At 60.1% G+C, this 2,338-nt stretch carries 2 protein-coding genes; both read left to right on the top strand.

Annotated features, from left to right (window positions below; translation table 11 throughout):
* On the top strand, nucleotides 1–1,204 hold a 1,204-nt coding region (locus tag LN415_09770), incomplete at its 5' end, for a helix-turn-helix domain-containing protein (protein ID MCJ2557373.1).
* A gap of 38 nt (nucleotides 1,205–1,242) precedes the next feature.
* A partial coding sequence (locus tag LN415_09765; GenBank protein MCJ2557372.1) for a beta-propeller domain-containing protein occupies nucleotides 1,243–2,338 on the top strand: 1,096 nt, incomplete at its 3' end.

Here is a 2,338-nt window from a genome sequence, read left to right as displayed (position 1 = left end):
TTTCCTCCTGGCAAGGGAGATGTACGTCCTCCCGCTGGTCGATGGCCGAGTGGAGGCGCGCTACGTCGAGACTGGCATTCTGAGAGAGGTGATGCTCAGGGGGAACACGTCCTACTTCGCCAACTCGACCGAGACGGACGACCTCATGGACGTGGCGAGCAGGATCGCCAGCGACCTCGGGCTGGCGGATATAAACGCAGAGGTGAACATCGAGAGAGAACTCTCATTCGACCTCGCACCGTCGGGTGAGGAGCAGGACAATGTGCTTCTGAACGAGCCGACGGACCTGGGCCCCTCCTTCCTATTCAACATGCTCTCCATGAGAGTGCGTCTCCACGACCTCCGCGTGGTCTCTGTCACGCTCCACGTATGGTATCGCGTACTGCTCCCGCCTAACATCGACCCCTCGTTGGCTCTTGACAACGCCGTTCAGCGGGCCGAGGCCGGATATGCTGCCTTCGACCCCGCAGCGACGTTGGCGGGCGTGACGGTGCGCAACGCAACGAGCTTCGTCTACCTGGTGAATGTCCGATGGCAGCTCTCGCAGGCGGACAGTCAGACACTCGGCGGCGGGGATGGAGCGTCCTCTTGGGAGCTCGATTTGTGGATTGACGCCACGACCGGAGAGATCCTGTTCGAAGACGGTCCGAGCCTTGCCATGTCAGGAGGAGGTATCCTTGTGACCGACTTCCCGTGGATGCAAGTCGCATTGACGGTCTCCATTTCACTTGCGGTCGGACTCGCGCTCTTCTATCATATATCCCGAGAGAGGGCCCTCGACCACTTCACGCGGGGGCGCATATACGGATACATCCAGGCCAACCCGGGGATGACCTTCACCAGGGTCCGCGAGAGCCTGGACCTGAAGAACGGGACGCTCGCCTACCACCTGTGGGTCCTCGAGCGGCTCGGGTTCATCAAGTCCGTCCGCGAGGGCCGCATCAGGCAGCTCTACCTGAGCGGGTCGCCTGTGACCGGGAAGCGGCTCGTGCTGTCACGACTGCAGTATGCCATACTTGACGTGCTGAGGGCCGACGGGCCGATGACCCAATCGGAGATCGCAAAGCAATTCGAAACCTCCAGGCAGAGGGTGCACTACAACGTGAAGGTCCTTCGCGAGTTGGAGCTCATCGATGCCGCGAACGGCAAGGTGGAATTGCTAGACAAGGGCGAGGAGGCGATGGCGGAGGTTGTTGAAACATGACGATCGAATGTATTTGCATAAGATATGGGAGGTATTGAATGAGCAAAGATAGTGAGAATGTCGGCAGTTGGCTTACGAGCAAGAGACTTGCGTTGATTGTGAGCGCAGTGGTCGTCGCATCGGTCCTGGCTCCCGTCGGGCTCATCGTCCTGATGAACCCCGCCGAGCCCAGCGGGCCGGACTATCCGGACGCCCCCGGTTACGAGGGGCTGGTGATCACGCTCCCTGCGGCTGACGTGGGCGCGGATGCGTGCCAAGCGGGCGAGTTCGTGACGGAACTACCGATCGACGAGATCAAGCGGTACGCCCCGCTGGAGGAGGCGCAGGAATACATCAACATGCATCCTGAGCTGCAGATGCAGGGTCCGTACTACGAGGACGGCGGAATGCGGACTATGGATGACATGGCCCTTCTCGGTGCCGCAGAGCCCAACACGGTTCCGCCGAGGGATGTGGAGGAAGCGGACATTGTCAAGCTTGTCGGGGACACGTACTTCATCCTGAACCCGTACCGCGGGCTGATTATCGTGGACGTCTCAAACCCTGACGAGCCCGACATCCTCGGGCGCGCGAGGGTCTATGGCGAGCCGGTTGAGATGTACATCGTCGGGGACAACGCGTACCTCGTCGTGCAGGCCAGGTATCAGTACTGGTACGACCTCTACCTGCTCGAGAACGTGCGCCAGGTGTGTGATTTCCACATAGGCAGCCAGATAGTGGTCGTGGACATCTCGAACCTCACGGCGCCAGAGATCGTGGACAAGCTCAGCATACCCGGATACGTACAGGACACGCGCGGAGTCGGAAACGTCATCTACGCCGCCTCGAACGACTATATGTGGAGATGGTTCTCCCCCGAGGGCGAGGACACGACGCACGTCACGTCCTTCGACATCTCCGATCCGACGAACGTCAATGAGGTGATGACGATCGACTTCAACGGAAGCTACAATCAGGTTCATGTGACCGAGAGCGCGATCTTCGTTGCGCAGCCCGACTGGGGGGACGAGCTCAGGGGAGAGCCGACGACGAGGATAGTGTACGTCGACATATCGGACCCGTCAGGCCAGATGAGCGTCGAGGGCGACTACGAAGCATACGGATTTCTCGACGATCGCTACCAGATGGACTACT

The organism is Candidatus Thermoplasmatota archaeon (assembly GCA_022848865.1).
Taxonomy (GTDB): domain Archaea; phylum Thermoplasmatota; class Thermoplasmata; order RBG-16-68-12; family JAGMCJ01; genus JAGMCJ01.
The sequence above is the reverse complement of the archived record's forward strand: the minus strand, read 5'-3'. Positions and strand labels throughout refer to the sequence as shown.